The sequence below is a fragment of the Silvibacterium acidisoli genome (genome assembly GCA_022870745.1).
GTDB lineage: Bacteria > Acidobacteriota > Terriglobia > Terriglobales > Acidobacteriaceae > Silvibacterium.
Map to the genome: position 1 here is coordinate 2,709,204 of CP085323.1, position 24,718 is coordinate 2,733,921.

Annotated in this window: 16 protein-coding genes; 5 read left to right on the forward strand and 11 right to left on the reverse strand. The window is 59.9% G+C overall.

The genetic code is table 11. The annotated features are described in order from the left end of the window. The first annotated feature begins 158 nt into the window (after nucleotides 1-158). Together LJD29_RS11400 and LJD29_RS11405 are read left to right on the forward strand one after the other, a co-directional pair. Nucleotides 159-1,328, forward strand: coding sequence for an ROK family transcriptional regulator (locus tag LJD29_RS11400; protein WP_446741657.1), 1,170 nt, complete (start codon nucleotides 159-161; stop codon nucleotides 1,326-1,328). 77 nt (nucleotides 1,329-1,405) lie between these two features. Continuing rightward, complete coding sequence (locus LJD29_RS11405) at nucleotides 1,406-2,695, forward strand: MFS transporter (RefSeq protein WP_446741658.1); 1,290 nt, start codon at nucleotides 1,406-1,408, stop codon at nucleotides 2,693-2,695. A gap of 74 nt (nucleotides 2,696-2,769) precedes the next feature. Here LJD29_RS11405 and LJD29_RS11410 read toward each other — a convergent pair whose 3' ends face one another. From LJD29_RS11410 to LJD29_RS11445, 8 genes are all read right to left on the reverse strand, one after another. Then, a complete protein-coding gene (locus tag LJD29_RS11410; RefSeq protein WP_446741659.1) occupies nucleotides 2,770-4,179 on the reverse strand; it encodes a right-handed parallel beta-helix repeat-containing protein in 1,410 nt (469 codons plus the stop codon). Between the two features lie 35 nt (nucleotides 4,180-4,214). Next, nucleotides 4,215-5,528: a NosD domain-containing protein gene (locus tag LJD29_RS11415; RefSeq protein ID WP_446741660.1), complete on the reverse strand. Its 1,314-nt coding sequence runs from the start codon at nucleotides 5,526-5,528 to the stop codon at nucleotides 4,215-4,217. Nucleotides 5,529-5,847: 319 nt separating this feature from the next. Then, a complete protein-coding gene (locus LJD29_RS11420) occupies nucleotides 5,848-7,437 on the reverse strand; it encodes a Do family serine endopeptidase (protein WP_446741661.1) in 1,590 nt (529 codons plus the stop codon). A 31-nt stretch (nucleotides 7,438-7,468) separates the two neighbouring features. Continuing rightward, on the reverse strand, nucleotides 7,469-8,767 hold the full coding sequence (locus tag LJD29_RS11425; RefSeq protein ID WP_446741662.1) for a M56 family metallopeptidase: 1,299 nt from the start codon (nucleotides 8,765-8,767) through the stop codon (nucleotides 7,469-7,471). Further along, on the reverse strand, nucleotides 8,767-9,171 hold the full coding sequence (locus LJD29_RS11430; protein WP_446741663.1) for a BlaI/MecI/CopY family transcriptional regulator: 405 nt from the start codon (nucleotides 9,169-9,171) through the stop codon (nucleotides 8,767-8,769). Before LJD29_RS11430 ends, LJD29_RS11425 begins: the two co-directional genes overlap by 1 nt. Nucleotides 9,172-9,225: 54 nt before the next feature. Next, nucleotides 9,226-10,509 (reverse strand): ArnT family glycosyltransferase, encoded by a 1,284-nt coding sequence (locus tag LJD29_RS11435; RefSeq protein WP_446741664.1) that lies wholly within the window; start codon nucleotides 10,507-10,509, stop codon nucleotides 9,226-9,228. Between the two features lie 14 nt (nucleotides 10,510-10,523). Continuing rightward, the gene (locus tag LJD29_RS11440; RefSeq protein WP_446741665.1) at nucleotides 10,524-11,801 is read right to left on the reverse strand and encodes an ArnT family glycosyltransferase; all 1,278 of its coding nucleotides are present in this window, start codon (nucleotides 11,799-11,801) and stop codon (nucleotides 10,524-10,526) included. A gap of 164 nt (nucleotides 11,802-11,965) precedes the next feature. Further along, nucleotides 11,966-12,199 (reverse strand): hypothetical protein, encoded by a 234-nt coding sequence (locus LJD29_RS11445; protein ID WP_446741666.1) that lies wholly within the window; start codon nucleotides 12,197-12,199, stop codon nucleotides 11,966-11,968. Nucleotides 12,200-12,341: 142 nt separating this feature from the next. On the opposite strand from LJD29_RS11445, the gene LJD29_RS11450 reads away from it, so the two are divergent. Together LJD29_RS11450 and LJD29_RS11455 are read left to right on the forward strand one after the other, a co-directional pair. Beyond that, complete coding sequence (locus LJD29_RS11450) at nucleotides 12,342-16,748, forward strand: DEAD/DEAH box helicase (protein ID WP_446741667.1); 4,407 nt, start codon at nucleotides 12,342-12,344, stop codon at nucleotides 16,746-16,748. Beyond that, a complete protein-coding gene (locus LJD29_RS11455; RefSeq protein ID WP_446741668.1) occupies nucleotides 16,696-16,917 on the forward strand; it encodes a C1orf53 family protein in 222 nt (73 codons plus the stop codon). The genes LJD29_RS11450 and LJD29_RS11455 overlap by 53 nt, the downstream gene beginning before the upstream one ends. A gap of 158 nt (nucleotides 16,918-17,075) precedes the next feature. On the opposite strand, the gene LJD29_RS11460 is transcribed toward LJD29_RS11455, so the two are convergent. The 3 genes from LJD29_RS11460 to LJD29_RS11470 are packed head-to-tail and all read right to left on the reverse strand — an operon-like array spanning nucleotide 17,076 to nucleotide 23,346. Then, nucleotides 17,076-19,172, reverse strand: a complete 2,097-nt coding sequence (locus LJD29_RS11460; protein ID WP_446741669.1) for a VWA domain-containing protein — start codon at nucleotides 19,170-19,172, stop codon at nucleotides 17,076-17,078. Between the two features lie 9 nt (nucleotides 19,173-19,181). Continuing rightward, nucleotides 19,182-22,532 carry an outer membrane beta-barrel protein gene (locus tag LJD29_RS11465; RefSeq protein WP_446741670.1) on the reverse strand — a complete coding sequence of 1,117 codons (3,351 nt, stop codon included), beginning with the start codon at nucleotides 22,530-22,532 and terminating at the stop codon, nucleotides 19,182-19,184. A gap of 34 nt (nucleotides 22,533-22,566) precedes the next feature. Beyond that, complete coding sequence (locus LJD29_RS11470) at nucleotides 22,567-23,346, reverse strand: DUF5666 domain-containing protein (RefSeq protein ID WP_446741671.1); 780 nt, start codon at nucleotides 23,344-23,346, stop codon at nucleotides 22,567-22,569. A gap of 79 nt (nucleotides 23,347-23,425) precedes the next feature. On the opposite strand from LJD29_RS11470, the gene egtB reads away from it, so the two are divergent. Beyond that, complete coding sequence (gene egtB / locus LJD29_RS11475) at nucleotides 23,426-24,709, forward strand: ergothioneine biosynthesis protein EgtB (protein ID WP_446741672.1); 1,284 nt, start codon at nucleotides 23,426-23,428, stop codon at nucleotides 24,707-24,709. The last annotated feature ends 9 nt before the right edge of the window (nucleotides 24,710-24,718 follow it).

The window sequence follows — 24,718 nt, forward strand, 5'->3', positions numbered from 1 at the left end:
GATTTAGTTGCAGGTTGAAACCAACACGCGATACCGTGGCCTTCCCTGCAATCGGCGTGAGCCTCACCACGGGATGCGATACTGTTGCACAAACGCGAGCGGACGAAAGCCGTTGCAGGCAGGCACAAAACCGCAATTCCGGAGGCAGGTGCTCAACCATGCGGCGAGTTGATCTTGCAAATATTGAAACGGCATCGAATGAGACCACGCGAAATATCAATCGCAACCTGGCGCTGAACCTGATTCGCGCAAGGCAGCCGATTTCGCGTGCCGAACTGGCGCGGCTTTCCGGCCTGCAGCGCAGCACGGTCTCGCTGATCGTGGAGCAGCTGATTCGCGAGAAGTGGGTTGTTGAGGGAGCGCGGGGCAGATTGCCGCGCGGCCGGCGGCCTACCTTTCTGAAGCTGAATGAGCTGCGTGCCATCATCGTGGCCGATGTCCACCCGGGCAGCGCGATTCTTGCGCTGGCCGATGTGAGCGGCAACCTGCAGTGGCAGGAGACGATTGCCCTGTCTCAAGATCCCAAGGCAGGCGTGAAGCAGATTGTCACGGCGATCAAGGCGCTGGTGAAGCGGCATCCCGATCGCATCTTCGAGGGCATCGGCATTAGCGTGCCCGGCGGTGTGGATGACAAGCAGCAACTGATCTTCGCACCCAACCTGAAGTGGACGAACTTTGACATCCGCAGCGCGCTGGAGCGGGGAACCGGCCTGCACGTCGAGCTTGAGAATGCCGCGAACACATGCGTGCTGGGAGAGATCTGGTTTGGGCAGACCAGCGGTGTGAGTCACATGGCGGTGGTCGCCGTGGCGGAGGGCATCGGCGTGGGCGTCATCAGTAATGGACACCTGGTGCGGGGGCTGCATGGCATGGCCGGTGAGTTCGGCCATGTGTCCATGGATCCTAACGGTCCGCTCTGCCAGTGCGGCGCTCGCGGCTGCTGGGAGATGTTCGCCTCGAACCGGGCGGCTGAGCGCTACTATCAGAAGGCCAGCAGGAAGTCCTCGGGACCGTCGTTTGCAGAGATTATGCAACTTACGGACAAGGGCGATGCGCTTGCACAGAAGGCGCTGGAGCAGATGGCGGTTCACCTTGGCCTTGGCCTGCGCATGATCGTGGCGGCTTATGCGCCGGAGACGATCATGATCAGCGGTGAATTCGCAAAGCAGTGGCATCGCTACGGAACCCTCCTCGAAGAGTCGCTGCGCGTGCACATTCTTGCCGGTGCGCCGCCACGGCTTATTCCGTCACGCGATGGCGCACTCAGCCGGTTGCGCGGAGGCATAGCACTGGTGTTACAGCGCTATTCCTCGCTGTCGCATAAATGATGGATTGAAGCCAACCGTGTATCGCACGCGATACACTGCGGTTCTCACAACTTCCGCAGGAATCAGGAGCGTCAGGCTTGCAGGCAGAACTCAGCGCCAGTCCATCACTTCGCAAAGTCGGCAAGGTGCGATGGACGATATGCGGCATGCTCTTCTTTGCCACGTCCATCAACTACATGGACAGGCAGGTGCTGAGCATTCTTGCTCCCATGCTGCAAAAGAGCATCGGCTGGACAGACCTGCAGTACAGCTACATCGTTGGCGGGTTTCAATTTGCCTACGCGCTCGGGCTGATGCTGGCAGGCCGCATGGTCGACAAACTGGGAACGCGCATCGGCTACGCGGTCATCATGGGCATCTGGAGCCTGTCGGCGATGAGCCATGCGCTTGCGCGCACGGTTTTCGAGTTCGCCGCGGCGCGCTTCTCCCTCGGAATCGGCGAGTCGGGCAATTTTCCTGCTGCCATAAAGACGACGGCGGAATGGTTTCCGCAGAACGAGCGAGCGCTGGCTACGGGTATCTTCAATTCCGGAACGAGTGTGGGCGCGATCCTGGCCCCGGCGATCGTGCCGTGGGTCGCCCTGCGATATGGCTGGCAGGCGGCATTTCTCATCACAGGAGTATTCAGTGCAAGCTGGATCGGGCTGTGGCTCGTCTTCTATCGCACGCCAACCAAACACCGTACGCTCACCCCGGAAGAGTACGCCTACATCCACAGTAACGTCGCCGAGGCCGGGCCTTCGGTTCCGTGGAAGAAGCTGATCGGCTACCGGCAGACCTGGGCCTTTGCACTCGCAAAATTTGTGACTGACCCCATCTGGTGGTTTTATCTTTACTGGCTGCCGTTGTTTCTTACGCGGCGTTTTCACCTCGGGCTGGGGCAGTTGAGTTTGCCGCTGATCGCGGTCTACAACGTCGCGACCATTGGCAGCATCGGCGGCGGATGGCTTCCCGCGTTACTCAATCGCGCGGGAATGACGATGACTCGTGCGCGCATCACGACGATGCTGATGTGTGCGATCGCTGTTACGCCAATCTTCTTCGTAAGCCGGGTTTCAAATGAGTGGACAGCCATTGCCCTGATCAGCCTGGCTGCCGCTGCGCACCAGGGATGGTCGGCAAACCTCTTCACCACTGCCTCGGATATGTTTCCGAGATCCGCGGTAGGCAGCGTGGTCGGCATCGGAGGAACGCTGGGCTCGGCTGGAGGCGTTCTCTTCTCACTCAGCACGGGTTGGGTTCTCGAGATTACACACAGTTACGCTTCGCTGTTTGTGATCTCTGCATGTGCTTACCTGCTCGGGCTGGGCATCCTGCAGACACTTGCTCCGGGATTGCGCCGCGCTGATGTTGTTGAGACCGCCTAGGCATTCCTTTTAGCTCACGGCGATGGATCGGGATCCACCGCCGTGAGCGCGAAAACTACCATCAAGTCACCAGGCTACCAGCGAATCCTGGTATCGAAATGCTCGGTAAGAGCCGGTGAGGATGTGACCTGATACTGAACGCCGTTCACCGGGCCGCCGGGGTTAAGGATCGACCGGCAATTCGCGGAGGCTCCGGTTGGGCAGCCCCACCAGTTGTAGCTGGCGTCGAGCGAGAACAGGCTAGGTTGGCCGCTGAAGGGGTCTTGGGTTCCGATGTAGGAGATTCCGACTCCGCGGTCGTCTCCGAGATCATTGAATTGATTGAAGAGAAAGCTCCCTGCCGGGACCGCGTAGGCGATATCGGTCGCTTCTTTGCTGAATTCATTTTCCTGGATGACGGCGAAGGCCTGACCCGCAGCGTGGACGCTGATGCCGGTGGAACTCGACGAGGCCGGGTTACTCCTATCCGGTCCATTGCCGTGAATGCGATTGTTAATGATCTGATTGTTGCCAAAGACCGCGATGAAGTAGAGGCTTGCCACATTGTTGTGCATGACCAGGCCGGGGCCAGCGTTCTCTCCCAGGTCGTTATACGATGCAGTGATCTGGAAAGCATTGTTTCCTGAGCCAAGAGCGAAGATGCCGATGCCTGCACCTGTGCCTGACCGCGTGCCATTGTGATAGGACTGGTTACGATCAACGGTGACGGTGTAAACCAGGTACACATAACTTTTTCCTGGCTTGTAAGTGCTCAATGGCGCAGGAGGATTACTTGCGATGGCAATGCCGGAGCCGTACCCGTTATCGTGGACGATATTGTTTGTGATCTGGTCATAACTTGACTGTTGCGTATCGTCGCTCAGAAGGATGCCGCTGGCATTGTTCTCCACGACATTGCCGAAGACCGAGGATTGATACGCTCCCATCAGGTGAATGCCTCCGCCGCAGTCCTGCTGCTCATTTGTCTCGATCTCGGTGTTAAGGCCGGGACAGGTGCCAGCTGATGGATCGAGCGCCTTATCGTTATCGTGCACATAGTTCTGGAGCAAGGTCACGAGCGAGACGTTCACAGCGAGAATGCCTTCAAACTGCGCATTCTCGACCTCGAATCCCTGAACTGCAACGTTGGATACGGTCTGAATGGAGGGATCCGTCGAAGTGACCGGAGCATGGCGGGGAAAGCCAATCACGATGCCGTTCGGTTTACCGGTGGCGTCGATGATGGGTCGCGAGTTCGGTGCCGCCTGCAGCGTGATGGATTTGGTGATCGAGACAGGGCCGATGTAGGTGCCCTGCCGCACCTGGATGACATCGCCGTTTACAGCCGCGATGAGTGCATTATCGATGCTGGTGTAGCAGCCCGTAGTGGGAGTGGCGCTGACGCACCGGGTGATTGCAGTGAGCCTATCCGCGGGAGCGAGCAGAACGAGGGCGGGCAAGACATAGAGCAGGATGCGGAGCGAACTTCTGGAAGCGGATCTCATAACGTCTCCTGTGCAAGGTGACTGGGCTGATGTGCTCAGCGGAGCTTCAGGTCGAGGGGGTCGGTGAGGGCGGGCGCGACGATGGTCGTGCCAACATCTGATCCGCCGCCTCTGAGCAGATATCTGCAGCCAAAAGAGGAGCCAACGGGACAGCCCCACCAGTTATAAGTTCCATTCAGGACAGAAGTCGCTCCGCTGCCGGGCCAGGAGATTCCGACACCGCGGTCGTCGCCAAAGTCATTGAACTGTATTGGCACCGTGCTGCCGTCGGTTGCGAGGAAGGCGATATCGATGGCTTCGTCTGCGAATTGGTTTCGTTGGATCGAGAAGACGTTAACGAAGAAGGCTTCGTGAATGTTGATTCCAGTGGAGCCCGACGTCGCGAAGGCACCGGTATCAGGGCCGTTGCCGGAAAAATAGTTGCCGAGGATATCTCCACCGACTGGCACGGAAAACTCGTCGGCGCTTCCGTTGGACAGTTGGTGAAATGCGACTCCCGGGCCGCTGTTTTCTCTCAGGTCGTTGTACGAGATGGAATTGAAAAGGTTAAAGCCGTCCAGGTTCGGGCTGAAGAGGAGGATGCCGGCGCCGCCGCTCTTTCCAATCGTTCCATTGTGATAGCACCTGTTCCTCTCAATGGCGCTATATGAAACGCTATGGAAGGGAGGGTAAGTCGCGAAGAGAATCCCGTCATAAGAGTTATCCCGGACCAGGTTACCGGCGATTCGAACGGCGCCGGAGGCGACAGTTTCATCGGTGACAAGTATGCCGACGGCGTTGTCCTCGACAAGGTTGCGCAATACCGACGAAACGTTTGCTCCGATAAGGTGAATGCCTCCGCCGCAGTTTGCCTGTTCGTTGGGTTCGAGCGTCGTGTTCAGGCCTGGGCAAGTGCCGGTGGATACATCCAGCGCCTGATCGTTTGAATGCACGTAATTGTCGAGGATGACGACACCGAATGCGTTGATGACGAGGATGCCTTCGAAGAGGGCGTTCTTCACTTCGAAGCCCTGGACGGCGCCACTCCAGGTCCACTCGGTCGTATTAGGGGAGAAGATGTTGACGACGATGCCGTTGGGCCGGCCGTTGGCATCGATAACGGGCTTGGCTCCCGGTGCTGCTTGCAGGGTCAAAGATTTGGTAAGGCTGATGGCGCCCGGATAGGTGCCTTGCCTGACCTGGACGATATCGCCCGGCGAGGCGGCGGCGATGGCAGCGGGAATGGTCGAGTAGCAGCCCTTTGCACCATGCGGATCGACGCATAAGGTGGCGGCCTGAAGGCTGACCGCAAGGATGAAAGGCAAAAGAGCGGGTAGGCTGCGTAAGACAGCGCGGCAATTATCCCTCATATCATCTCCTTGTAGTCAAAGTTAGGAGAGATCGATAGAGCGGTAACTTTGGCCGCGCCCGATTCTAGGCCCGGACGGGTAGCATGGCAATGAAATTCGCGAGAATTATTCGGTGAATGGGACTATAAAACATTGCCTGGAGGTTGCCGGGATAAGTTGAAGGCATCTACTTATTCCTAACATATTAAGTAGTTGGGAACTATGCAGGGAAGGTCATACGAAGCCGGCTTCGAGCATCTTCATGGAATAGTTCCGATCATAAAAAGCGCCGCTTGGCGCGGCGCTTTTTATGGGGTTATTCCGGGGCTGTGAAGGGGATTTACATACCATCCTGGTCGCCGGAGCCGTTGTTGTTATTGTTGTTTTCCGGATGAATGATGCGGTAGCTTGAACCTCCCTGTGACCATACGAGCAGCAGAAGGTCTTTGCCGGAAGGGCTGCCGTGAACTTTGTCTACGAAGTCCTGTGCTGAGGTCGTCGGCTTGCGGTCTACTTCCTCGATCACATCGCCCGGTGAAAGTCCGGCATCTTCTGCCGGGCTGCCGGGACGGACATTCTGGATAGCTACGCCATGGACCTGATCAGGCAGGTTGAGCTGTTGGCGCACGTCGGGCGTGATGTTCGCTACAGCCAGGCCAAGCTTGCCGCGCTGGCTGGGACCATCGCCGTTCTTCGCGACTTCAGTGTTTGCGTGGTATTCGCCAACCTTTACATTGACAGTCTTTTCACTGCCGTTGCGAAGGATGCCAAGTGTAATTGAGGTTCCTGGTGCGATCTGGCTTACTGCAACCTGCAGGGCGCTGCTGTTGATGATGGGCTCGCCATTGAGCTTGCGAATGACATCGCCGCGCTCCACGCCCGCAGTGCCTGCCGGCGAGTCGGGAGTGACCTGGGCAACGATCGCGCCGTCCGCGTCTTTGAGGTTGAAGAAGCTGGCGTTCTCAGGCGAGACGTCGTTCATCGAGATACCGAGATAGCCATGGTGTGCTGCTCCGGTCTTGATGATGGATTCGGCCGTCGAACGCACGATCTGTACCGGAATCGCGAAGCCTGCGCCGGCGAAAGAGTCGCTGCCGCTGGAGATGATCCAGGTGTTGATACCGATCAGTTCGCCGTGAGCATTCACCAGCGGTCCGCCCGAGTTGCCGGGGTTGATGGCTGCATCGGTCTGGATGTATCCGCCGGGCTTACGCGGATCGTTGCTGAACGGATTGGGACGGTTGAGCGCGCTGATGATGCCGCGCGTGACCGAGAACTGGAAGTAGCCGAATGGGCTGCCGAAGGCGAGCACGGTCTGCCCCGGCTTGAGCAGCGTCGAGTCGCCCCAGGCGATGCTGGGCAGGTTATTCGCGTCGACCTTGATGACGGCGAGATCGGTGAGCTTGTCCACGCCGACGACCTTCGCATTCAGCACGCGGCGATCGTGAAGCGTGACGCGAATCTGCATGGCTCCGTTGACGACGTGATTGTTGGTGACGATATAGCCGTCGGGCGAGATGATAATGCCGCTGCCGATGCCGTGCTCGATCTGAGGCTGCTGCGGACGCATCATCGGTCCCTGCGGGCCAAAGAACTGGGCAAAACCCGGTGGCAGCTGCTGCTGTTGCTCGCCCTGCTGACCGTCCTGCTGATCGTCTTCCTGCCCATCTCCGGGAGTCGCTTTCGCCGTGACCGCGACGTTGACGACAGCAGGAGTGACCTTGGCGGCAACCGCCTCCACCGCGTCATCGAGAGCAGTCAGGGACGAAACGCTCGAATCAGGCAGAGGTGCAGCGCCGTTGCCAGCCGCCATGACTGCGGCGCTGTGGTGAAAATAAGAGGCTCCGCCGGCAACCAGCGAGGCCGCCAGAACGGCCGGAAGTGCGTACTTCTTAGCTCTTGCTACTAATTGATTAGTTGATTCGTTCATGCTGCTCCTTCTTTCGTGCAGAAAACGGTGATTAAAGTTGAATGACGAGCCAGCCCGCGGGGGTTGGCAATGCGTAAGTCGTAAACTCGGCGCGTTCGCTGCGGGTGGTCGTGATTGCAAGCGTGGGAGCGTCGGATTCCCAGGAGGTCATCACGATCCAGTGCTGCTGAGCACGTGGCTCCGTGATTCTGGCCTTCAGCATCTGTGGCTGCTGGGGCCGGACCTTCTTTCTCACAACCGGCTTTGCAGCCTTCGGGGCGGGAACTGTGGCCTTCAGCAACTCTGCGTGCAGAGGCGACTGCTTTGGATGAAAGACCACGGGCCGCATCGCTGCCTTCATGTCATTCGCGGTTGCCACCTCGGCGGTCCAGCTTGGCGCATCGGGCTGCGGGGCGGTGAAGGCTACCAGCTGGCGGCAGCGCGAAAGCCCGGCTGCTCCGCCAAGCAGCGACAGCAGCAGCGCGGACATGACTATACGTGCCTGCAGCGGGCTCATGCCAGGGCCGCGTTTCAGGATGCTGTAGACGCGCTGCGCCAGTTCGGACTTGCGTCCCCATGCTCCCAGTGTGAGCGCGAGCGAGCGGCGCTCGAGGCGATGCTCGGCCAGGCGAGTCAGGCAGGTGGCGTAACTCTTCGGCGCACCGGTGCGGTTGAGCACGTCGTCATCGCAGGCAATTTCACGTTCGAGGCAGAGTCTGCGCTCCACCCAGACCAGCGCGGGGTTTAGCGGAAAGAGAACGAGGCCGATTTTCTGGAGCAGGTTCAGCCAGTCGTCGCCGCGATTGAGGTGGCCCATCTCATGCAGCACTACCTGATCCATCTCTTCGGGTGTGAGCTTTTTGAGCAGCCAATCGGGAATGAGGATCCGGGGCGAGAAGAATCCGATCACGCTGGGACGGTCGACCTCAGACGAGGTGCAAAGCATGACCCTGCGGAAACCGCTGCGCAGCTCGGGAGCGTCTTCGACTGGCTTTGCGCTGCGATGCACGGCGCGCAGGCGAATGGCTCCGTGGAGCAGTTGTCCGGCGCGCACCAGCGAGCAGAGCGCCCACACTGCGGCGATGCCGAGGCTCCAGCGTGTGTCCGCGTGAACGAATGCGCTGGTTGTGCTGCGATGTGTTGCGGTAGAGAACGAGTGCAGCAGCGGAAGAATTCCGATGAGCGCAAAGACCGCTGCCCAGACCGCGAAGCGCATCCGCGCGGTAGTGCGAGGCAGCCACTGCAGGCAGAGCCCGACGCCGGCTGCAAGCACAAGGCCCTGCCAGATATCCGTGACGAGAGATCCCGCGGCTGCCTGTGCGAATTCAGTCCAGCATGTCATCAGGGGCATCACTTGCGTCCCTCTATCGGAGCATCATCCGCTGCTTCGGCAATTGCCGCTTTCAGCCGAGCCAGCTCTTCCGGCGTAACGTCGCCATCTCCAAGCAGCGAGAGCAGCAACCGCTCGCGCGAGTTGCCGAAGAAGCGCTGCAGGGTGTTGCGAATTTCAGACCGGCTGGCCTCGTGCTCCCCGACGCAGGGCGTGTAGAGGTAAGCGCGACCCTCCTGCCGATGCTGGACGTAGCCCTTTTGCTCCAGGATGCGAACGGTCGTCAGGATCGAGTTGTACGCCAGCTCCTCGCCTTCCGGCATGGCGGCAACCAGGTCGCCCACGGCGGACTCGCCGCGATGCCACAGGATCTTCATCAGCCTGAGCTCGGCTTCGGTCAACGTGTTGGACTTCTTCGGAGGCATGGGGTCACTCGTTCAGACGATCAACTAATCCATTAGTTAGCAGGAGCAAAATTTTTATGCAAGCGGCTTCTGTCTGCGCGGACGCGCTGACTGGAAAAGATACACGGAAAATATCGCGATCAAGGGTTCGAGTGGATGCCTGAATCGGGCCGCAACTGTAACAAAATAATAGGTTAGTGGCAAAAGCAGGAAGGCCCAGGCGAAGAGCCCCGACGCGGGAATGCGATTTTTGAGCGACAGCAGCAGTCCAAGGACGCCTGTGATGCTGACAAAGCAAAAGCTCAACTCGCGTCCGAACTCTGCCAGCGCGGAGTGCTCGACCGGGTGCGGGACGCTGGCCCAGTAGAAGTAGAAGCGTTTGAGGGAAATCTCCGCGAAGTGCCGATGATGCGTCTTCAGATAGGCATCGGCCTTCTCGCCCTGTTCGCGAACGTATTCGACTTCGCCCAGCGTGCGATACCGGATAGTTTCAGGATCGCGCTCGACAAGGGGAAGCGTTGCCATGAATGCGAAGCCATTCGATCCAGGACCATTGCCCACATACATCTCGGCGCCCATGTTGCCGCGGATAGGAACGAAGACGTGGAAGACCTGCCAGTTGCGGACGATCCACGGAGTGAGAAATGCAAGGAAGACCACGCCGGCCAATGCTGCCTGGCTGATTGCTCTGCCCGGTTGCCGTGCACCCAGCAGGATCCAGATGCCGCACACCGGCAGGAAGAGCAGTACCGTCGCGTTCGACAGGGCGATCATGCCCCACAATGCTCCGAAGAGTACCCAGCGGCCGGCGGTCTGCTTCGGCTCGTCGCCGCCAATGCCGCGCATGCGCAGGGCGAGTACCAGCACCCATGTGAAAAGCATCGCCGTGAGCGACATCTCCCAGACCCAGTGCACGGCGTATTGCATTGCCGCTGGATACAGGGCCCACAGCCAGCCCGACCATTTCGCCACACGCTGGTTGTAGCAGCGCGCGCCGATCTCATAAACAAAGAGGGCGGTGGCTGCAGAGAAGACGCTGTTCAGCGCCAGAATGACCCAAGCCGAGGCCGCCGAATACACGCCGAAGATCTTGAAAACGCCGGCGAGCAGCAGCGGGTACAACGGAGGCACCCACGCGGTGGGGCCGGTGTGCCCTACGAAGGGATCGGAATAGCCATAGCCGGTTGCCAGCGCGCGTGCGATGCGGCCCATCTCCCAGCCGAACTGGAAGTGATCCTGAAAAGTCCGGATGTGGTAGGTGTGCGCAATCGTCACGTACGCGATGCGCACAATCAGGGCGGTCCAGAAGATTACTAACGGAGCCTTGAACTGCTTCGAGATGGATTCAGGGGATGGCAAGGTCTATCGCGAGTTTAGCTTAGAGCTGCAGTCTTTTTCGGCGTGGCTGACTGAAACAGGTAAACAGAGAAGATGACGATCAGCGGCTCCAGCGGATGCCGGAATCGTGCCTCTACGGTTACAAAATAGTACGTGAGAGGGAGCAGAACGAAGGCCCATCCAAGCAGCCCGGCAGCAGGCACCCTACGCCGCAAAGCCAGCAGCAGGCCGAGTATCCCGGTGATGCTGGGAAGGCAGAAGTTGAGCTGCCGCACAATATCGAGGAAATCATGCTTCTGAGTAGGGTGCGGTACGCTTGCCCAGAAGAAGTAAATGCGATTGAGCGTGAGCACCAGGAAATGCCGCGGGTGCGCTTTGATGTATGCCTTGGCCAGCAGGCCGCGTTCATGCACGTACGCTACTTCACCAAGCTTAGTGTAGAGCTGGTGCTGAGGGTCGCGTTCAGGCAGGCCGATCAACACGCCGTAGCGGAAGCCGTAAGAGCCGGGTCCGTTGCCCGCGTAGAGCTCGGCGCCGAAGTTGTCGCGCATAGGAATAAAGGTGTGAAAGACGCGCCAGTTGCGGATGACCCACGGCGATATGCAGGCGATGAAAAGAATTCCGGCCAGAGTGGCCTGTACGAGGCCGCGTGCGAAATTGCGATGGCCTGTGAGCAGCCACAATCCGCAGACAGGTAGAAAGAGCAGCAGCGCGGGGTTCGACAGCGCAACCATGCCCCAGAGCAGCCCGAAGAGCAGCCAGTGCCCGGTGGTTTGCTGTGTTTCGCTTTCGTGCTCTCCGATGCCTCGCATGCGCATTGCGAGTAGGAGGATCGCCATGAGCAGAAAAACCGAGAGCGTCGTCTCCCAGATCCAACGCACGCCGTACTGCAGCGCCGCGGGATACAGCGCCCAAATCCATCCCGACCAGTTGGCGACCCTGGGGTTGAAACAACGCCAGGCAATTTCGTACACGCACATCGCTGTGGCCGCCGAGAACGCGCTGTTCATCACCAGCAGCACCCATGCGGCCTTGAGCGAGTACACGCCGAACAGCTTGAAGGCGGCGGCGATCAGCAGGGGATAGAGCGGCGGTAGCCAGGCGGTGGGGCCGGTGTGTCCGTTGAAGGGGTCGGAGTAGCCAAAGCCAGTGACGAGAGCGCGGGCGATACGGCCCATCTCGTAGGCATAGGTGAAGTGATCTTCAAAGGGCCGGAATCGATAGGTGTGGGCGACGGTGATGTAGACCACGCGTACCAGCCAGCCTGCCCAGAAAAGTATCCATGGCGCACGGAACGAGGGGCGGATCTTCACAGGCTCGGGCGCCCCTCGGAGGGTGGGAACAGTGCGGTCTTCACACTGTTATCTTACGGTTTCATTCGCGACTTTTGCGCAGGCTGTCCAGCTTGATGCGCAATCTTTTGCGAAGGCGTTCTACTCGGTCTGCATGGCCTGTGGGCTGCGGCGTAGACGCGGCATCAGCTGCCATAGTGTTTTCCTTCCGCGGCGCCTTCCCAGGGGTAAGTCTGAAACGGCAGGAAGGTTCGCTGAAAAAACTCGTCGTCAACCACATAGCATTCGCCGTCCTCGCCGCGCACAATCCACTCGCCCTTTTTCACGTGCCGGAAGCCCATGTCCGTGGTGATGGTCTGCGCTTCCTTGCACTGCGTTGCGTCTACGAGTAACGGCCTGCTTGTTCGAAAGGTGCCCATATTTCCTCCGCCGGTCCTCACCGGCAGTTCCTATTTCATGCGCGAAGCCGTAAAGAAGCCTGAAAGTTGCCATAAGGAAACCGTTAAGTCCCGCAAGTGATTGAAGGCGAAGAAGAATCGAAAATCGCCGTACAATACCCAGATGCAGCAGTCGTTCACCATCCCGGAGACCCTCGACTGGGCTCATCCGGTGGTGCAGGAGTGGTTCGTGAGCCGCTTCGGCACGCCTACCGAACCGCAGGAGCAGGGCTGGCCGCATATCCTCTCCGGCAAGCCAACGCTGATCTCCGCACCAACCGGTTCGGGCAAGACGCTTTCGGCATTTCTCGTGGCAATCGACTCGCTGCTGCGCCAGGCGGTCGAGGGCCGTCTCGAAGCCCGCACGCAGGTGGTGTATGTCTCGCCGCTCAAGGCGCTGTCGAACGACATTCAGAAGAATCTCGAAATGCCCCTGCGCGAGATTCAGCAGCTTGCTCTCGAACGTGGCTATCTCTGTCCTCCCATACGCGCCGCAGTGCGTACCGGGGATTCGCTGCCTGCCGAGCGGCGCAAGATGCTCACGAATCCGCCGCACATTCTCGTGACCACGCCCGAGTCGCTTTACATCCTGGTCACCTCGGAGAAGAGCCGGCAAAATTTGCGTGCCGTGCGCACGGTAATCGTCGATGAAATCCACGCGGTTGCTGACGATAAGCGCGGCTCGCACCTGGCGCTAACACTCGAAAGACTCGATGCGCTGGTGGCCGGTGAGAACCGGTTAACGCCGGGCGATTGGATCACTGGTCACGTTGCTCCGCAGCGCATTGGGTTATCCGCAACGCAGAATCCCATCGAACTGGTGGGCGCGTTTCTTGCGGGCAGCCGCGAGGCAGAGGTTGAGATTGTCCAGACCGGGACGCGACGCCGGATGGATCTTGAGATTGAGATACCCGACGACGAGCTTGGCGCTGTGGCTTCGCAGGCTGTGTGGGACAGCATTCATACGCGGCTGGTCGCGCTCGCCGAGCAGCATCGCTCCACGCTCGTCTTTGTGAACACGCGCCGCATGGCCGAACGGCTGGCCTTTGCGCTTGGCGAACGCGTCGGTGCTGAGAATGTAGCAGCGCATCATGGAAGTCTCTCGCGAAAGCTGCGTCTGGAAGCGGAGCGGCGTTTGAAGGATGGAGAGATCCGCATCCTCGTGGCTACGGCTTCGCTGGAGCTCGGTATCGACATCGGTACGGTGGACCTTGTCTGCCAGATCAATTCGCCGCGAGCCATTGCTACGGCGATGCAGCGCGTGGGCCGCGCCGGTCACTGGCGCGGAGCCATCCCCAAGGGACGCCTCTTCGCGACGACACGCGATGACCTTCTCGAACACGCCGCGTTGGTGCGCGCCATGCGCAGCGGCACGCTCGATCGGCTGGAGATACCGTCCGCGCCCATCGATGTGCTGATGCAGCAGATCGTCGCCGCCTGCGCTGCAGAGCCCTGGCATGAGCGGGATCTGTATGAACTGTTTCGTCGCGCGCATCCTTATCGTGACCTGACGTGGACTGCTTTCGAAGAGGCGCTCTGCCTGCTTGCGGAAGGGATCGAATCCAGCCGTGGACGTTTCGGTGCGTATATCCTCCGTGATCGCGTGCAGGGGCGGCTGCAGGCGAGACGCGGCGCGCGGCTCACGGCGGTGACCAATGGCGGCACCATACCGGACACGCCGCTTTTTCCCGTGATCATGCAACCGGAGGGCGTGCAGATTGCCACGCTCGATGAGCACTTCGCGGTCGACTCTTCTCCGGGCGATGTGATCCTGCTCGGTAACACCAGCTGGCGCATTCAGAAAGTTGAGTCGGCTGGTCGCGTGCTGGTGGAAGACGCTCACGGCGAGCCGCCGAGCCTGCCATTCTGGACAGGAGAGGCTCCGCAGCGCACGCGCGAGCTGTCGGAGTTCGTTTCCGATCTGCGCCTGGAGCTCGATCGCCGGACCAAAGGCATGATGCCTGGGCATCTTTCCCAGACATATCCCGTAGTTGCTGAAACCGTCGCGTGGTTGAAGGAAGAATGCGCACTCAATGACTCCGCGGCGGAACAGCTGATTGCTTACATCGTCGCCGGCCGTGCAGTGCTTGGGACAGTCCCATCTGTAACTACCGTGGTTGCAGAAAGGTTTTTTGATGAAGGCGGAGGCATGCAGTTGATTCTGCATGCGCCATTTGGCGGGCGGATCAACAAGGCCTGGGGACTCGCCCTGCGCAAACGCTTCTGCCGGGGATTCAACTTCGAGCTGCAGGCAGCGGCTACCGATAACGGCCTCAACATTTCTCTCGCCGAGCAGCACAGCTTTCCGCTCAGCGACGTCTTTCACTTCCTCACGGTTGAGACGGTGACGGAGCTGCTACAGCAGGCGTCGCTGACGTCGCCGATCTTCAAGGCACGATGGCGCTGGGATGCGGCACGAAGCCTGCAGCTGCTGCGCTTTCAGAAAGGCAGGAAGGTTCCGCCGCAGATTCAGCGCATGCGTTCGGATGATCTGCTTGCCGGGGTCTTTCCGCAGGTAGCGGCCTGCCAGGAAAATATCGAAGGCGATATCGAGATTCCCGACCATCCGCTGGTGCGCGAGGTGATGCGCGATGTGCTCGGCGAGGCGATGGATCTCGATGGACTGAAGGCTGTGATCGATGCCATGCACTCGGGGCGTATCCAGTGCCTTGCGGTGGATACCACGACGCCTTCTGTGTTTTCGCACGAGCTGCTCAATGCCAATCCCAATGCATTTCTCGATGAAGCAGGCCTTGAAGAGCGGCGTGCGCGCGCTGTGGCCATGCGCGGCAAGCTTCCGGATGAACTGCTTGGCGAAGCGGGAAGGCTCTCGCCCGATGCCATCAGCGATCTGCGCAGGCAGGTCTGGCCTGACCCTCGCGATGAGCATGAGCTGCACGATCTTCTCTGCGCCCTCGTTATCGTTCCGATTGAGACGATCCCCGCAGCGTGGCGAGGGTATCTTGCACCGCTCGAACGGCACCAGCGTGTCGAGATGGTAAGCCGCAGCGGACGCGAGTATCTTGTCGCTGCTGAGCGTGTGGAAGATTTGCGCCTGTTATGGCCTGACATCGCTATGGCCGCGTCGCCGATCCCGGCAAGTCTGCCGAATGCGGACGATGTTCTGCGCAAGGCTGTGCAGCAGTGGATGACGATCCTTGGCCCTGTCACCTCGCGCAGCCTCGGCGATCGTTTAGGAGTGGTGGCGAGCGAGATCTGGAAGCAGATGCTGCGGCTGGAGATGGCCGGGCTTATTCTGCGTGGGCGTTTTGAAATCTATGAGCCGGCGCCAGCCGAGGATCAGGACATTGAATGGTGCGAGCGGCGCCTGCTGCAGCGCATTCATAAGAACACGTTGCAATCGCTGCGCAAGCAGGTGGAGCCCGTCACTCCCAATGTGTATATGCGCTTCCTGCTCGACTGGCAGCACCTCGGTCCGCAGCGGCAACTCACGGGCGAGCAGGGAGTCATCGAGGCGATTCGTGGACTTGAGGGCTTCGAGGCTCCGGCGGTCGAATGGGAGCGGTCGCTGCTGCCGCAGCGGGTCGCGAACTATGATCCGCGCTGGCTCGATTCGCTTACGCTCACCGGCGTCATCGGCTGGGGTCGTATCTCGCCGCATCCTGCGTTCAGTTCGGCGGAGAGCGGCGGCCCGAAGCGTGTGATTCCCACTGGCATGGCACCGATCACGTTTTTCCTGCGCGAGGAATCACTGTGGATGGATTTGTGCCTCGAACAGCGACAAATTCCCGAGGCCAGCCTGGAAGCTTCGCTGAGTCCGCTGGCTAATCGCCTGCGGAGACTTTTCGTGGAGCGCGGGGCGATCTTCCCGGCAGATCTTGTTCGCACGATGGGCGCGAGTGCGGACGAGGTGAACCACGCCCTGTGGGAGCTGGTAGCTGCAGGACTGGTGACAGCCGACGGCTTTGACAGCCTGCGTGTGTTGGTCGATCCTCGGCGAAAGCAGATGTTTGCGACTCCGTCGCGCGTGAAGCCGGCAGCGCAGCGCCGCAACACGACAGGCCGATGGGGGCTGCTGTGTTCTCACCACGATGACATCATGAGCGCGGGTGAGCGCGCCGCCTTGCACGAGGCGCGCATCGAGTCCGCATGCCAGACGCTGTTGCGCCGGTATGGCGTCGTCTTCCGCGACCTGATGGAGCGCGAGTCTGCGATGCCGCCGTGGCGGGAGCTGCTGCCCTTGCTTCGCCGGCTGGAATCGCGTGGCGTGGTGCGTGGCGGGCGCTTCGTTTCAGGTCTTGGAGGGGAGCAGTTCGCGTTGCCCGAGGCGCTGGAGTCGTTGCGCGAGCTGCGCCGCCGGGGTCATGACACCGTGGAAGTTACATATTCGGCTGCCGACCCGATGAACCTGATTGGTATCGTGATTTCGGGCGAGCGGCCTCCGTCGATTCCCGGGCGCACGGTGACCTGGCCTCAGCCGCAGGTATCTCCGCAACCGGTGGAAGAGCCTGCTCTGCATGCGGCGAGCCTCTTTCAGTCGCTTGGCGTTGAAGGAAGTGCTCTTGCCTGAGCCATCACAGCCATTGATTGAAGGTGAGGACTATTACATGGATGGTCCTTATCTCGTATTCACCGAGGCTTACCATCTCAAGCGCGGTGCGTGTTGCAACTCCGGTTGCAGGCATTGCCCTTGGCGCGAGGAGCGCGATGGAGATACCTCAGGGGCTAAAGCCCCTTGAGGTGTGTGGCTTAATGGCACGGCTGAAGCCGTGCCCTGATACGAAGCGCGGCTTCACTATAGTGTGTTCATCACGAGCTCAAAGAACAATGGCGCCCGGCATCCGGCTTGAAAAGCACAAAGGCGCATCGATAGTCGATGCGCCTTTGTGCTTCTGTATTATTGCCCCGGTGCAGGTGGCGGAGCGGGTGTCGCCGGTGGTTGTGCTGCCGGTTCGCGAATGAGCACGGCGGTTCGTGGAAAGCTGAAGCTGCCGCCCGCGTCGTCGATCACATTTACCTGGCAGGTGTACTGTCCGGTTTTCAAGCCCGCCAACGGCACATCGAACTGGAAGGCGATTGCATCGCGCCCCGGAATGTTGATGGCCGTTGCCTCGACCAGTGGCGTTTCGAATGCCTTGACGTTGCCGTTGAGGAACTCGATGCTGGTCAGCACCTTTACCGGACCCTTCTTCGCATCGCCTGCGTGGGCGGGAGCGTAGACCTCGTAGAGGAAATAGAGATGCTGGTCCTGCCGGAATACATGCGGCAGGTTAGGCACGATCTGCTGGCCATCCTGCACCATCGGGCTGTCGACGTGCTTTGCCGCGGGGATGCGCTGGTTGCCCAGCACGACGGAGCTCATCTTCAGCGGAAGCTTTCGCTGATCGGGAACGTTGATGTCGGCTTCGAACGAACCCATGCGGCCCGTCTCGTTTTCTCGCACTACAAACTTCAGGTGATATTTCCCGATCGGCAGGTTGAAGCCGGTGGAATACTGCACGTTCTTCTGCCGCACCTGCTGTGCCTGATCGATGGAGAGCTTGACGGTGTCGCGTGCCTGGCCGATCTCGTGCCCTGCTGTGTCCTTCACCACGCCGATGATGTCGAGCGTGGCCTTGTCGCGGTCGCCGCCCTTCACGAAGGGGATCTGCGAGCCCGGCACGACAATCGACACCGGCACATAGTAGTGTGTGTCGTCGGTGCGGAAGTAGAGCGCTTCGAGGTAGACACTGACGTCGGTTGCAGGCAGGTCGCTCGACAACTCGTCCTCAAGCTCGCGTTCGCGATCTTCGCGGTTCGAGTGTTGGAAGTCAGCCGGTGCGTAGTAGCCGGGACGAAACTCGAGCTTCAGGTCGTTCCGATTGAGCTTGATCGCAAGCCTGCGATAGCGTCCGTCGCGGCGCGTATCGGTAGAGCGGAAGCCGATCACGTAATACGCGGAGGTGTCGCGCTGTACGCGTTCGAAGGCGGGAGAGAAGTCGTTGTTATCGAAGAAGGCCTTGCCGCCAGTGTCCGACGAGAGCGTGGCCATCACTTCCTGCGTGTTGAAGTTCGAGTCGAAGTTGTTCTGGATCGCCGCGCCGTTGTAGCTGTTTGCGCCGCGCAGGCTTCCAGTCGAGGCATCGCCAAGCGGTGAGATGGCCTGCAGGCCGCGCGTGTCTACACTGTAGATCGAGAGGTTCGCACGCACTGCCGCGTTGATCGCCGAGCGCAGCGAGGCCTGGTTCTCGATGCCGTCGCGCTGGATACCGCCCGAGAAATACAGCATCGACTTCTTCTCGTTGATATATGCAAGCGACTTCGAGATCGAGGAGATGGCAAAGAGTTCCCGGTCGGTGTTGAGGTCGTTATATTCGCTTTCGTCGGCGGTGAAGGACGAGGTGTCTTCGGTCTGGTTCGATGTGCTGGTTGCCCCGGGCTGAAAGCCCTGACCCTGATCGCCGCCGTAGCTGTTCACGGCGTTCAGCAACAGCTGCTTGTTCTGCGTGAAGTCCTGATCGAGTGAGAGGCTGGTGTCGAGCGACGCTACCGCGACGATGTCTGCCGGCTGCATCTTGCTGTTGATGAAGTTGCGGGCTGCTTCCTGCGAGCGCTCAAGGTCTTCGGGCTGCATCGATGTCAGGTCGAAGAAGAAAACGATCAGGCGATGGTTACGTAATTCTTCGGGCTTGGCGATGCCGGTCTTTGCGTTGAAGAGACCTTTACCGTTCTGCCCGCTGATGGTGGCTTCGTTCAGCGGCGCAGCCTGGTCGACGCTTTCAAAGTCGAAGCTCTCGATGCGCTGCGGCTTGCCGTTTTCGAGCACGGTGAAGTCTTTCGCGGTGAGTCCGCGTACGACATCGCCGGTTTTCTTGTCGCGCACGACGACGTTGGTGAGGACGATGTCGCTGTTCACCTTGAGGGTGAAGGCCTGCTGATCACCAGACTGCTGTGCGGCCAGCGGAGCGGCCATCAGCAGAGCAAGCAGGGAGGCGTGGAGACGGAATTTTGTCATAGGGTCTCCTTAGAACCGGTACCGCGCGAGGAATGTGAACTGCCGCATGGCCGCGGCGCTTGTCACCTGGCCAAAGGTGCCCGAGCCGTAGATTGTGTCGACACCCGAGTACTGAACGGTGTTGAAGACGTTGGCGAGGGTGGCGCGCACTTCGAGCGTCTTCATCTGGCTGAAGCGCTGCGTCTTCGAGAGAGACATGTTGTTGGTAATGGTGCCGGGGCCGGGAATCGAATAGCGCGATGCCGTGCCGTAGACGTTCGCTGCTGTCGTGAAGGCCGCGCGGTTGAACCATGAGCCGGCTGTTCCTCCGCCGGCTGTGAGCGAAACACCGGGTACACGGTCGGGACGCAGCGATCCGGTGCTGCCGCGAGCGACGTCGGCCACTGCTGCTTCGACGGTTGGCGTTAAAGGTGAGCCGGTTGCGAAGGTGAAGGTTCCGGAGACGGAGAGTCCGTTCAATGCTTTCGAGAGCGTGTTGTTGCTGTTCAGGAAATGCTCGTCGGGTCCGAAGGGCAGTTCGAAGACATAATCGCCGGTGACCTTGTGGCGAACGTCGAAGCTCGAGTTCGATTCCTCCGCCTTCAGATCCTGCCAGTTCTGTGCGATACCCGCAGAGGTGCCGCCGTTGCCGCCGATCGATGTTGCGTTGTCGATGGAGTGCGAGTAGGTATAGGTCGCGCCGAGTGCCACGCCGTTCTGCATGCGCTTGCGTGCGCGCACCGTCAAGGCGTTGAAGTTCGAGAAGGCGACCGAGTCTTCGTAGTCGTAAAGCACTCCGCTTAAAGACTCGGTAGCGGTGCGGCCCGGTGCATCGACGATATCGAGGCGCGTGCCCTTGCTGCCGTTGTAGCCTACGTTGAGCACGATGCCGAGCGGGATAGTGCGCTGCACATCGATATTCCACACCTGCACGTAGGGCAGCTTGTAGTTCTTATTGACGGCGTAGTTGCCGTCTGTTTGCGGAGAAGGGAATCCGTTTGCCAGCGTGTAGGTCGGCAACTGACCGATGGTGTTCTCGTTGGTCTGCACGTCTGCGAATGGCGGCTGGAAGGCGAAGTCCTGCACGAACTTTACGTACTGGCCGTTCGCAAAGTTGATGCCGTAGCCGGTGCGCACAACGGTATCCTTCCAGGCTCGCCATGCGATACCGATGCGTGGCGAGAAATCATCCTTCTCAGGATTGACGAGTGTGCGGGGGAACTTGCCGGTGAATTTGCCGATGCTGTTTGGCGTGACCGTCGCGACCGAAGCGAAGTTGTTGCCCACGTCGAGTGTGGCGAGGCGGTCGTCCTTCTCGGAGTAAGGCGAGAAATATTCCCAGCGAAGCCCGGCATTGATCGTGAGCGATGATAGCACGCGCCAGTCGTCCTGCGCGTAGGCGTCGATCACGTTCTCTCGCAGGTACGATTTCTGATACGGAGCCTGCAGCGCGGTCTGCTGCGGAAAGCCGAGTAGAAGATCCGCCATCGAAGATCCGGTTGTCGAAGCGCCGCTGGGCTCGTTCGGATCGGTTCCGGGAGCCTGCGTGTAGAGGCCGGTAAATGTATAGGTGCCGGTGGAGTTCGTCTGGCCGAGCAGGTCCAGGTGCACGCGGCGTACGTCGCCTCCGAAACGCATGTTGTGCTTTTTGTGGATCCACGCCAGCGTGTCACTAAATGAGATGGTCTGATTGGTCTGCGTCAATGGCTGCACTTCGCTGAAGCTTGAGAACTGGTTCAGCGTGACATCGGGCAATCCATACAGCAGCGGATTGGTAGGCAGACCTCCGAGGCCGATTGCGCCGGCCACATTGGTTCCGTTGGTGAAGTTGTTGCGGGTTGCGGCGCCGGTGCGATTCCAGTTCAAGCTGGAGATGTTCGAGAGGCGCCCCTTGCTGATGGAGTACTGCAGCTGCAGCGAGTACTGGTTGCTCTGTGTCTTGCCGTCGAACTCGGGGAAGAGACCGAGCGAGTCACTGGCGGTGTGGCTGTAGTTGAAGTTGGCGCTGATGTTCTGGTGAAGCCCCGGCGATGCCTGCCCCATCTGGCGGCGGATGAAGTTGCCCAGCGCGCCCATGTTTCCCTGGCTGCCGAAGTTATGAATCAGCCGTGTGTTGATGGTCGTCTTGTTCGACTCCTGCGTGGTCAGGCGCCTGTAGTTCTGAAACTGCCCCGGCAGATTCGGCAGAGGGATATAGCTGAGGAGCGCGGTCGCCGGCTGTGCGATCTCCGCCGCAGGGATCGTGTTGTTCACATAAGGCTGGCTGGTGTAGGGATCGTAGATCGTGATCGGAGCCCCGGCCTGCGTCGTCAGCCCCTGGAAGTTGCCCTGGCGCTCGGCAGCAGTCGGAACGGTTCCGTACTGGTCGACAGGTGAAGACGAGCGCTGCCCCGAGAGTGTGAAGAAGAGGAAGTCCTTCGTATCGTGCTCGAAGATCTTCGGAATGTAGGGCGCGCCGAGGAAAGTCGCTCCGAACTGGTTTGTCGCCGATGCTGGCTGGCTGGTTTCCTGCCCGCGCAGCGAGAAGGGTTCCGCGTTGAGGGCCGAGTTGCCGCCCGTCCAGTAGATGGAGCCATGCGGCTGGTTCGGGTTGAAGTTGCGGAAGTTGCCGCGTCCGCCAAAGCCTCGTCCTCCGCCGCCACCGCCTCGGAATCCGCCGCCTCCACCGAATCCTCCGCCACCGGGACCACCACCGCCGGGTCCTCCACCGCCTGGACCGCCGCCGCCGGGACCCCCAGGTCCACCGGGTCCGCCCTCGTCGTTAGCGGAGAGCGGACGATCACCAAGGTTCATCCCCGCGAAGGGGTTTGTCGAGCCGTTTTGGCCGGCGACAGCTACGGAATCCGTGCTGGAATCAGGATTCGATGCGGCGGAAGGGAGCGCCTCACTGCCGGATGCGGTGTTGGTCGCAGCCGCGATCAGGTCCGAGGCTACTCCGGAGAGGGAAAGGCTCTGCGACCCGCGACCCGTGTATTGGCGCGTCTGATTGGTCGCGGTCTGGCTGGCCTGCTGCTCCTGCTGCGCGGCGCGCGAGGCGAGAATGAGGGCGAAGTCCGCCTTCTGATCGTGTGACGCGGCGTTGAGGAGTGCTTCCTGTGTGCTCTCGGCAAAGGCTGCCAGCTCCGTGCGGACGACATAGCGCCCGTTCTGCGGAATGGTCATGCTGTAACTGCCGCTGGCGTCGGTCGCTGCAAAGTACTTCTTGCCGGTCAGCGTATTCGTTGCCGTCACGCTGACGCCCGGCAGGGGGGTGCTTCCAGACTTTACGCTTCCGTGAATCGTTCCCCCTGCGGAAACAGCAGGGGTGGTCTGCCCCTGGGCTGCAGGGGAAAGCTGGGAAGTTGCCAGTACGAATGCGAGGAGGAACTTACAGCTTCGCATTGAGCTCCTGAATGAAGAAATTTGCTCTGCTTAATTATTGATTCTGCGGGGCCTGCGGCCTGGCTTCTCCGGGAGGACCCGGCCTTTGGCCTGGACCCATGGGGCCACCGACTGAGAGCACGGTCGCCAGAAAACTGCCGTTCTGCAGCGATCCTCTCGCGCTGATGTTGTCGCCAGCCTTGATGTCGAGCAGGGTAATGCTCTGCCGGTGCTTTCGAAAGGATGTGTTTTCGTCGACGGTTACGACCTGGGTCGCGCCATCCGGGCGCTTTATGGTGATTTTCGTTTCATCGACGGAGCTGACGACACCTGCTGTCCAAGTTTTACCGAAATCAGCTTTCGCCCGCTCGTACTGCTCCCTGTCAAAGACGATCAGAAAGATTGCCCCGACTGTTTTGGCCTTATCGTCTTTGTCGCCGACAGCCGCGACCATGTCGCCTGGGTGAAGATCGGTGATCTTTATCTGGTCACGCTGCTTACGGATGCGAGTATTTGGGCCGGTCTCGACCTTGTAAACCTCGCCCTGCTCGGTTTTTACGGTTACGGTATCTCCGGCAACGGCGGTGACCGTTCCACGGATGCCGTGCGCTTCGAGGTCCTGCAGCGATTGCCTCTGGCCCTGGTCGTCCCCGGGCATTTGGGCGGGCAGAAAACCGCTCATGAAGAGCGAGACGAATATCAATCCAGTTATAGTCAGACGATTTTTCATGGCCAGTGTCAGGAAGTTTTCTGTACAGTGACACGGTTCGGGAAGATTGCGCGTCCGTGGCTGCAGAATAGACGCGACCATGTAACCGGGAGACGCAACGTGCATCTAATCTCCACTGACTATCGGGAGCGCGAAGGCAGCTGCCTGAGGAAATCGCGAAAGCGACAGTCGATCAAGGGTTGAGATGAAAAATACGGTTGAAAGCACCCTGCTGGAGGCGCGCGCGGAATCCAGCCTTTCCCACGAATCTGTCGAACCAACTCCCTCCGGTTTTCTGAAAGTACGTCAGCAGACATTGGAGTTGTGTACTCCGCTGACCCCGGAAGACATGATGGTTCAGTCGTGTCCCGAGGCCAGCCCTGCAAAATGGCATCTCGCGCACACCAGCTGGTTTTTCGAAACCTTTCTCCTCTCCGAATTTCTTCCCAGCTACCGCCCCTTCCACTCCGATTTCGTCTGGTTATTCAACAGCTACTACAACTCGGTGTCTGACCAGCCGGTGAAGAAGCTGCGTGCATCGTTCTCGCGTCCGACGATCGGAGAAATTCTTGATTACCGCAGTCATGTGGATGAGGCGATGGCTCGGTTGCTGAAAGATCCTCAGGAAGAGGTTCGCAAGCGGGTCGAATTGGGACTGCACCACGAGCAGCAACACCAGGAGTTGCTCGCTTACGACGTCAAGAATGCTTTCTGGGCGAACCCGCTGCATCCGGCGTACAAAGCCGGCGAGTTACCCCAGGGGCAGGGAACGTCGCTCGATTGGCTTGGCTGCGCAGGCGGACTCGTAGAAATCGGACATGACGGCGAGGGTTTCTGCTTCGACAACGAACTGCCGCGGCACAAGGTTTATCTTGAACCGTTTGAGGTTGCCAACCGGCTCGTGAGCTGCGCCGAGTACCTCGCGTTCATGAAGGACGGAGGCTATCAGCGTCCTGAGCTGTGGCTCTCGGATGGCTGGGACACGATCAAGGCACAGGGATGGAATGCCCCGCTCTACTGGTTCGAGCAGGACGGCGAGTGGAAGATCTTCACGCTGCGCGGGCTGAAGTCGTTAGAGCAGCTTCAGCACACACCGGTCTGCCATTTGAGTTCTTACGAGGCGGATGCCTTCGCCCGTTGGGCAGGCAAGAGACTGCCTACCGAAGCGGAATGGGAGCTCGCCTCCGCAGGTCAGCAATATCGCGGCAATTTCCTGGACTCTGGAAATCTGCACCCGGTAGCAGGCAATAGCGAAACGCTCTTTGGAGATGCCTGGCAGTGGACGGCCAGCGCTTATCTGGGATATCCCGGTTTTTCTGCTTTGCCCGGAGCCCTGGGCGAGTACAACGGCAAGTTCATGTCCAACCAGATGGTGCTGCGTGGAGGATCGGCAGTGACGCCGGCTTCGCACATCCGCAGTACGTACCGTAACTTCTTTTCGCCAGCGACCCGGTGGCAGTTCTCCGGCATTCGACTGGCTAACCGTTAAGGCACGATT

Coding starts and splice junctions, on each gene's coding strand:
- LJD29_RS11425 (WP_446741662.1), bottom strand. CDS start 8,767: ATGCCCCTGATGACATGCTGGACTGAATTCGCACAGGCAGCCGCGGGA.
- LJD29_RS11455 (WP_446741668.1), top strand. CDS start 16,696: ATGCGGCGAGCCTCTTTCAGTCGCTTGGCGTTGAAGGAAGTGCTCTTG.
- LJD29_RS11465 (WP_446741670.1), bottom strand. CDS start 22,532: ATGCGAAGCTGTAAGTTCCTCCTCGCATTCGTACTGGCAACTTCCCAG.
- LJD29_RS11470 (WP_446741671.1), bottom strand. CDS start 23,346: ATGCACGTTGCGTCTCCCGGTTACATGGTCGCGTCTATTCTGCAGCCA.
- LJD29_RS11445 (WP_446741666.1), bottom strand. CDS start 12,199: ATGGGCACCTTTCGAACAAGCAGGCCGTTACTCGTAGACGCAACGCAG.
- LJD29_RS11450 (WP_446741667.1), top strand. CDS start 12,342: ATGCAGCAGTCGTTCACCATCCCGGAGACCCTCGACTGGGCTCATCCG.
- LJD29_RS11415 (WP_446741660.1), bottom strand. CDS start 5,528: ATGAGGGATAATTGCCGCGCTGTCTTACGCAGCCTACCCGCTCTTTTG.
- LJD29_RS11460 (WP_446741669.1), bottom strand. CDS start 19,172: ATGACAAAATTCCGTCTCCACGCCTCCCTGCTTGCTCTGCTGATGGCC.
- egtB (WP_446741672.1), top strand. CDS start 23,426: ATGAAAAATACGGTTGAAAGCACCCTGCTGGAGGCGCGCGCGGAATCC.
- LJD29_RS11410 (WP_446741659.1), bottom strand. CDS start 4,179: ATGAGATCCGCTTCCAGAAGTTCGCTCCGCATCCTGCTCTATGTCTTG.
- LJD29_RS11400 (WP_446741657.1), top strand. CDS start 159: ATGCGGCGAGTTGATCTTGCAAATATTGAAACGGCATCGAATGAGACC.
- LJD29_RS11420 (WP_446741661.1), bottom strand. CDS start 7,437: ATGAACGAATCAACTAATCAATTAGTAGCAAGAGCTAAGAAGTACGCA.
- LJD29_RS11430 (WP_446741663.1), bottom strand. CDS start 9,171: ATGCCTCCGAAGAAGTCCAACACGTTGACCGAAGCCGAGCTCAGGCTG.